7 protein-coding genes are annotated in these 6,796 nt (G+C 71.8%); all 7 read left to right on the top strand.

Features of this window, described 5'->3' with window-relative positions; translation table 11 throughout:
• The coding region (locus D7X55_RS33215; protein WP_121725160.1) for an NAD(P)/FAD-dependent oxidoreductase at positions 1 to 1,500 on the top strand (1,500 nt) is incomplete at its 5' end.
• Positions 1,497 to 2,537: a phytoene/squalene synthase family protein gene (locus D7X55_RS33210; protein ID WP_121725159.1), complete on the top strand. Its 1,041-nt coding sequence runs from the start codon at positions 1,497 to 1,499 to the stop codon at positions 2,535 to 2,537. The genes D7X55_RS33215 and D7X55_RS33210, both read left to right, overlap by 4 nt.
• Positions 2,534 to 3,985, top strand: coding sequence for an NAD(P)/FAD-dependent oxidoreductase (locus tag D7X55_RS33205; RefSeq protein ID WP_120546083.1), 1,452 nt, complete (start codon positions 2,534 to 2,536; stop codon positions 3,983 to 3,985). The genes D7X55_RS33210 and D7X55_RS33205 overlap by 4 nt, the downstream gene beginning before the upstream one ends.
• Positions 3,982 to 4,941 (top strand): carotenoid 1,2-hydratase, encoded by a 960-nt coding sequence (locus tag D7X55_RS33200; RefSeq protein ID WP_121725158.1) that lies wholly within the window; start codon positions 3,982 to 3,984, stop codon positions 4,939 to 4,941. Before D7X55_RS33205 ends, D7X55_RS33200 begins: the two co-directional genes overlap by 4 nt.
• Entirely contained in the window at positions 4,938 to 6,056 is a 1,119-nt protein-coding gene (locus tag D7X55_RS33195) for a glycosyltransferase (protein WP_121725157.1), read from the top strand. The genes D7X55_RS33200 and D7X55_RS33195 overlap by 4 nt, the downstream gene beginning before the upstream one ends.
• Positions 6,053 to 6,430, top strand: a complete 378-nt coding sequence (locus D7X55_RS33190; RefSeq protein ID WP_120546080.1) for a lycopene cyclase domain-containing protein — start codon at positions 6,053 to 6,055, stop codon at positions 6,428 to 6,430. Before D7X55_RS33195 ends, D7X55_RS33190 begins: the two co-directional genes overlap by 4 nt.
• Positions 6,427 to 6,774, top strand: coding sequence for a lycopene cyclase domain-containing protein (locus D7X55_RS33185; RefSeq protein WP_120546079.1), 348 nt, complete (start codon positions 6,427 to 6,429; stop codon positions 6,772 to 6,774). The genes D7X55_RS33190 and D7X55_RS33185 overlap by 4 nt, the downstream gene beginning before the upstream one ends.
• Positions 6,775 to 6,796 lie beyond the last annotated feature (22 nt).

The raw sequence follows: 6,796 nt of genomic DNA, 5'->3' as shown, positions 1-6,796 counted from the left end.
GGGGTGGGAGGACTGGCCGCGGCGGCGAGGCTCGCGCGGCAGGGCTTCGACGTCCAGGTCTTCGAGAAGACGCACGGCCCGGGAGGCCGCTGCAACCAGCTGAAGGTGGACGGCTTCACCTGGGACGTGGGCCCCACCATCGTGCTGATGCCGGAGGTGTTCGAGGAGACCTTCCGCGCGCTGGGCCGCCGCATCGAGGACTACCTCACGCTGGTGCGGTGCGACCCGAACTACCGGGTGCACTTCCGCGACGGCTCCGACGTCACCTTCACGTCCGAGCTGTGCACCATGGGCCGCGAGCTGGAGCGCATCGAGCCGGGCTGCTTCCAGCGCTACCTGGCCTTCATGGCCCAGGGCCGCGAGCAGTACCGCATCAGCCTGGACCACTTCGTGGGCCGCAACTTCAACGGGGTGAGCGACTACTTCTCCCCGGGCGTGCTGGCCAGGATTTTCAAGGCGCGCGCGCACCGCCGCATGTACGCGGACGTCAGCCGCTTCTTCCAGGACGACCGGCTGCGCGCGGCGATGACGTTCCAGACCATGTACCTGGGCGTGTCTCCCTTTGAATCGCCCGCGGTGTACGGCCTGCTGCCCTTCACCGAGCTGGGCGTGGGCATCTGGTTCCCGAAGGGCGGCCTGTATGCCATTCCGCTCGCGCTGGAGCGGCTGGCGCGCGAGGAGGGCGTGACGCTGCACTACGGCCGCGCGGTGGAGCGCATCCTCACCGGGGGCGGGCGCACCACGGGCGTGCGGCTGGAAGGCGGCGAGGTGGTGTCCGCGGATGCCGTCCTGTGCAACGCGGACCTGCCGTACGCGTACGAGAAGCTGCTGGACCCGAAGGACGCGCCGTTCAAGCGCGGGGAGAAGCTTCGCTTCACGTCCAGCGGCTACATGCTCTACCTGGGCATGAAGAAGAAGGTGCCGGGCCTGCTGCATCACAACGTGATGTTCGGCCGGGACTACGCGGGCTCGTTCGACGACATCTTCCAGCGCTTCCGCGTGCCGGAGGACCCCAGCTTCTACATCAACGTGCCCACGCGCACGGACCCCTCGCTGGCGCCGGAGGGGAAGGACTCGCTCTACGTGCTGGTGCCGGTGCCGCATCAGCACGCGGACCTGGACTGGAAGGTGGAGGGCCCCAAGGTGCGCGCGAAGGTGTTCCAGCGCATGGCGGAGCTGGGCCATCCGGACTTGGAGGCAAACATCGAGGTGGAGCGCGTGTTCACCCCGGATGACTGGGCGGGCACGTACAACCTGGCGCGCGGGAGCGCGTTCGGGCTGGCGCAGAACTTCTTCCAGATTGGCCCCTTCCGTCCGGCCAACGTGGACCCTCGCGTGAAGAACCTCTTCTTCGTCGGGGCCTCCACGCAGCCGGGCACGGGGCTGCCCACGGTGCTCATCTCCGCGCGGCTCGTCACCGAGCGGCTGACGGCGTGGGCGCGCAAGCAGGGCGTGACGCTGTCTCCGCGCGCGGGCGCTCCGGTGGAGGTGGCGGCATGAGCGTCACCGCCTCGCCAGCGCTGATTGAGCAGGGCTACCAGCGGGCCCGCGTCGTCACCCGCCACCACGCCAAGAGCTTCTTCTTCGCGTCGTATCTCCTCTTCGGGCAGCGGAAGAAGGCGGCGTTCGCGCTGTATGCCTTCTGCCGGCGGCTGGACGACCTGGTGGACGCGGGCGAGAGCGCGCTGCCGGGCGAGGCGCCCATGGACCTGGCGACGCGCCTGGCCCGGGCTCGCGAGCGCGTGGCGGAGGTGTACCTGCCGCTGCCGGAGCTGGCGTCGAAGGAGCTGGGCCCGCCGTCCGCGCGTCAGCCGTCCGCGGACGCGCCGTCGCCCTGGGACGTGAGCGAGTTCGCGGCGCTGCGCCACTCCATCCACCACTACCGGATTCCGGAGCAGCCCTTCCAGGACCTCATCTCCGGCATGGAGATGGACCTGACGAAGGTGCGCTACGACACGTGGGCGGAGCTGGACCTGTACTGCTACCGGGTCGCGGGTGTCGTCGGGTTGATGCTGACGCCGGTGCTGGGCTGCGAGGACGCCCGGGCGGTGGAGCCCGCGGCGGACCTGGGCCGCGCGATGCAGCTCACCAACATCCTGCGCGACGTGCGCGAGGATCTGGAGCGCGGCCGGGTGTACCTGCCCTCGGAGGAGCTGCGGGCCTTTGGCATCACCGGGGACGACCTTCGCGCGGGCCGGGTGGACGCGAAGTGGCGCGACTTCATGCGCTTCCAAATCCAGCGCGCGCGGGCGTACTACGCGCGGGCGGCGGCCGGCGTGCACTACCTCACCGGCTTTGGCAGCCAGCGCATGGTGCGGCTGATGGGCTCCATCTATGGCGACATCCTGCGCGACATCGAAGCGCGGGACTACGACGTGTTCAGTGGCCGCGCGCACACGACGACGGGTCGCAAGCTGGCGCTGACGGCGAAGGTGTTCCTGAACCCCCGCGCCGCGCTGCCGGAGGCCGCCATCGCGCTGCCTGCGTCACCCGCGCCGGTGCCGCTCTTGCCCACGGGCACGGGAGGCTCGCCGTGAAGACCTCTCGCGTGGCGGTGATTGGCGGCGGCATTGGAGGGCTGACGGCGGCGGGCCTGCTGGCGAAGGAGGGCCACGCGGTGACGCTGTTCGAGGGCGGCCCGTCGCTGGGGGGCAAGGCGCAGGCGGTGACGGTGGAGGGGCTCACGCTGGACACGGGGCCCACGCTGCTCACGTTGCCGGCGCTGGTGCGCGGCACCTTCGAGCAGCTGGACGCGCTGGACCTGTTGCCGCCGTTCACGGAGCTGGAGCCGCAGTGCACCTACCACTTCGCGGACGGGTGCGGCTTCACGGCGTACAAGGACCTGGAGCGCATGGCGGAGAGCGCGGCGGAGCTGCGCCCCGTGGAGCGCAAGGGCGTGCACTCCTTCTACGCGGAGGCCGCGGCCATCTGGCGCGCGGCGGGCGAGCCCTACCTGGAGGCCCCCTTCGAGGGCATGGCCGGCTTCATGACGCGCGTGGCCCGCCGGGGCATTGGCGCGATGCTGGCGGGGATGAAGCTGGACACGCTTCACCAGCTGGCGGCGAAGCACTTCCAGACCTACCACCTGCGGCAGTACGTGGGCCGCTTCGCCACCTACGCGGGCGGGTCTCCATACGCGTCCAGCGCGGCGTTCGCGCTCATCCCGCACATCGAGCATGCGTACGGTGTGCACCACGTGCGCGGTGGCATTGGCGCGCTGGTGGATGCGCTGGGGCAGGCGGTGCGGCGGCTGGGCGTGACGGTGCACCTGGACACGCGCGCCCGCTACGAGCGCATCGCCGGGGGCTACCGCGTGGAGCCCGTGGGCGAGGTGTTCGACAGCGTGGTGGTGAACGCGGATCCGCTGGCGTCGCTGCGCCGCGAATCGGAGCCGCTGTCGCTGTCCGGGTTCGTGCTGCTGCTGGAGGTCGAGGGACGCACGGCGGTGCCGCACCACACGGTGCTGTTCGGCGGGGACTACCGGAAGGAGTTCGATGAGCTCTTCGCGGGTCAGCTGGCCACGGACCCCACGGTGTACGTGTGCAACCCGTCCGCCACGGATTCGAGCATGGCGACGCCGGGCCGCACGGGGCTGTTCGTGATGGTGAACGCGCCGGCGATGCCGGTGGAGCAGGGCGCGGCGGAGCAGGCCCGGCGCGAGTGGGAGTCCGGAGCGGCGCGCGTGCGTGAGCAGATGTTCGAGAAGCTCCTGCGGTACTACCCGGCATTGAAGGGTCGCGTGCGGGTGGTGGGGCAGCGCTCGCCGGTGGACCTGGCGGCGCGCGGGGCTCCGGGCGGTTCCATCTACGGCTTCCTGCCGCACGGCCGCTTCGGTCCGTTCCGCAGGCCGCGCATCCGGGGCGGCACGCCGGGGCTGTTCTACGCGGGTGGTGGCACGCATCCGGGCGGCGGGGTGCCGCTGGTGATGCTGTCGGGCCGGTTCGCGGCGCGGATGGCGTCCGACCACCTGCGGGAGGGCGCATGAAGCCCGTGCTCGCGCAGAGTGTCCTGCCGGAGGTGACGGAGTCGTGCGCGCTGCCCGCGCTGCCGGATGCGGCGGGGGCGTACCGCTGGTTCTACGCGGACGTGACCGCTGGCCCGTACAGCGCGGTGTGCATCTTCATGCTGGGGTCGCTGTTCTCACCGCGCTACTCCGTCGCGGCGCGGCGCGGAGGGCATCCGCTGGCGTACAGCGCGGTGAACTTCGCGCTCTACCACCAGGGTGTGCGCAAGTTGTGGGTGCTGAGCGAGTACCCGGGCGTGGACCTGCAGGGGCCGGGACGGCTGCGGATTGGCCGCTCCACGCTGACGCACGCGGTGGACGGCACGGTGCGCATGGACGTGGACGACGGCACGGCGCCGTGGGGCCGCCCGGTGCGCGCCAGCCTGACGCTGCGGCCGCTGACGGGGCGGGGCGCGGAGGTGCAGCTCATGCCGGGCCTGCCGCACTACTGGCAGCCCCTGGCGCCCCGGTCGGAGGCCCGGCTGGAGGTGTCCACGCTGGGCGTGACGGCGGAGGGCATGGGCTACCACGACACGAACCACGGCCAGGAGCTGCTGGGCGCGCGGCTGTCCGGCTGGCACTGGGCGCGCACGCACCACGCGAACCAGACGGTGGTGGACTACCACCTGCCGGACGGCGTGGCGCCGGTGCGCATGGTGGCGGGGGCGAACGGCGTGGTGTGCGAGCGCGGCCCGGCTCCGGAGACGCGTCCCACGAACCTGACGGGCTGGGGCCTGCGGGTCCCCGCGAGGCTGCACACGGGCAACGAGGTGGTGGGCGAGCCGCGCCTGCTGGAGTCGTCGCCCTTCTACGCGCGGCTGGAGTCGAGGCGGGACACGCTCGACACGATGGGCGAGGTGGCGGACTTCCGCCGCTTCCATTCCCCGTTCATCCGCTGGATGGCGCACTTCCGCACGCGCATGGGGAGGACGGCATGAACGCGCTCGGCTTCTTCACGCTCGGGTGGACGGTGATGGCCGGTGGCTTCAGCGCGGTGGCCCTGGCGCGGCTGCATCGCCGTGCGTCCGTGACGGCCGGTGGCCCGCTGCCCTCCGTGCTGCTCCTGCGCCCCGTGGACGCACCGACGCCACTGGAGCTGGAGAACCTGGCGCGGACCATCGACTACGCGGGACCGCTGGAGCAGGTGGTGCTGTCTCCATACCGTCCTCGCCTGGCCGAGGGCGTGCGCTGGCTTCCGAGCGACCCCGTGTGCCCCAACCGCAAGGTGGGCCACCTGCTCTACGCACTGGAGACGCTGGACGTCCGGGGGCGCGTGGTGCTCGCGGTGGACGCGGACGTGGCGGTGACGGGCGCGCTGGTGGAGGGACTCGCCGCTCCGCTCGCGGCCGGTGCCGCCTTGAGCACCGCGGCTCCCACGCCCGTGGGCGCGGTGGACGCGGCCGGCCGCGCGATGGCGGGGCTGCTTCGCTACACGCACCACAGCTTCCGCGCGCTGCATGCGATGAGCGCGGGCGCGCAGGCCGTGTGTGGCAAGGCCCTGGGGCTGTCACCGCGCGCGGCGGAGGAGCTGGCCGGACTGTCGGACCACATCGGCGAGGACCTGGAGCTGGCGAAGCGGCTGCACGCGCACGGCCTGGACGTGGCGCTGAGCCCCGCGCCCGCGTGGGTGCCCGTCGCCCACGGCACGCCCTGGCGCGTGCCGCTGGAGCGCTTCACGCGCTGGATGCAGGTGCTCGCGAGCCACCGGCCCGGCCTGTATCCCACCGTGCCGCTGCTCTTCACGCCCACCGTGCCGCTGCTGCTGCTGGCCGCGTGGCTCCATGAGGGCGCCGTCTGGCTCGCGGTGGCGGCGCTCGTCGCCGTGCGCACGCTCTTGTCGCTGCGCCTCGCCGCGCTCAGCCGCGTGCCCGAGGAGACGGACACGGGCCACGCGCTGACGGACTGGTTGCAGGGGGAATTGCTGCTGCTCGCGGCCTTCGTGGCTTCGCTGACGCGGCAGGGACGGGTGACCTGGCGCGGCCATACCTACGCGCTGGAAGCCGGGGGACGCATGGTGCGCGTGACGCCGCAATGGAGTGGAGGCCCGGGATGACCTACGCGCGCTTCCTGGGCCTCTTCGTCGTGCTGCCCATCCTGTTCCTGCTCGTGCGCTACCGCCGCACGCTGTCGTGGCGGGGGCTGGCGCCCATGGGCCTCTTGCTCATCATCGTCTACGCGGCCACGTCGCCGTGGGACAACATGGCCGTGAAGTGGGGCCTGTGGGGCTTCGACCCGGAGCGCATCTGGGGCGTGAAGCTGGGCTGGCTGCCATTGGAGGAGTACCTCTTCTTCGGCCTCCAGACGCTGCTCGTGGGCCTGTGGGCGCGCGACCGGCTGGAGCGCGTGCTGGCCCGGAAGCCCGTGCTCCAGGAACAGAAGCCCGTCCCCGTGAAACGGACCCTGGGGCCTCGCGAGGTGTCGCCATGATGGAGACGCGCTGGGCGTACCTCATCCACCTGCTGGCGTGGACGCTGCCGGTCATCGCCCTCCAGCTGGCGGCGCTCGTGATGCACTACAAGTCCCGCTCGGGCGAGGTGCTGCGCGCGGTGCTGCCGCCCGCGTTCGTCATCGGCGTTTACCTGTCCATCGCGGACCACCTGGCCATCTCCACCGGCATCTGGAACTTCGGCGAGGGCCGCCACGTGGGCGTGTACATCGGCGCCGTTCCGCTGGAGGAGGTCCTCTTCTTCCTCATCACGAGTGTGCTGGTGTCGCTGGGGCTCGCGCTGTTCACGGCGCTCCTGCGGCGCAGGGAGGCCCGGGCGTCTTGATTCGCGCGGCCAAGGGTGGGCC

The sequence above is a fragment of the Corallococcus sp. AB049A genome (assembly GCF_003668885.1).
In the GTDB taxonomy this organism is placed as follows: Bacteria; Myxococcota; Myxococcia; order Myxococcales; family Myxococcaceae; genus Corallococcus; species Corallococcus interemptor.
This window is presented reverse-complemented; position numbering and strand designations above follow the sequence as displayed.

Excerpts from the sequence above, each read along its gene's own strand:
- D7X55_RS33210 (WP_121725159.1), top strand. The coding sequence starts at position 1,497 with ATGAGCGTCACCGCCTCGCCAGCGCTGATTGAGCAGGGCTACCAGCGG.
- D7X55_RS33200 (WP_121725158.1), top strand. The coding sequence starts at position 3,982 with ATGAAGCCCGTGCTCGCGCAGAGTGTCCTGCCGGAGGTGACGGAGTCG.
- D7X55_RS33195 (WP_121725157.1), top strand. The coding sequence starts at position 4,938 with ATGAACGCGCTCGGCTTCTTCACGCTCGGGTGGACGGTGATGGCCGGT.
- D7X55_RS33190 (WP_120546080.1), top strand. The coding sequence starts at position 6,053 with ATGACCTACGCGCGCTTCCTGGGCCTCTTCGTCGTGCTGCCCATCCTG.
- D7X55_RS33185 (WP_120546079.1), top strand. The coding sequence starts at position 6,427 with ATGATGGAGACGCGCTGGGCGTACCTCATCCACCTGCTGGCGTGGACG.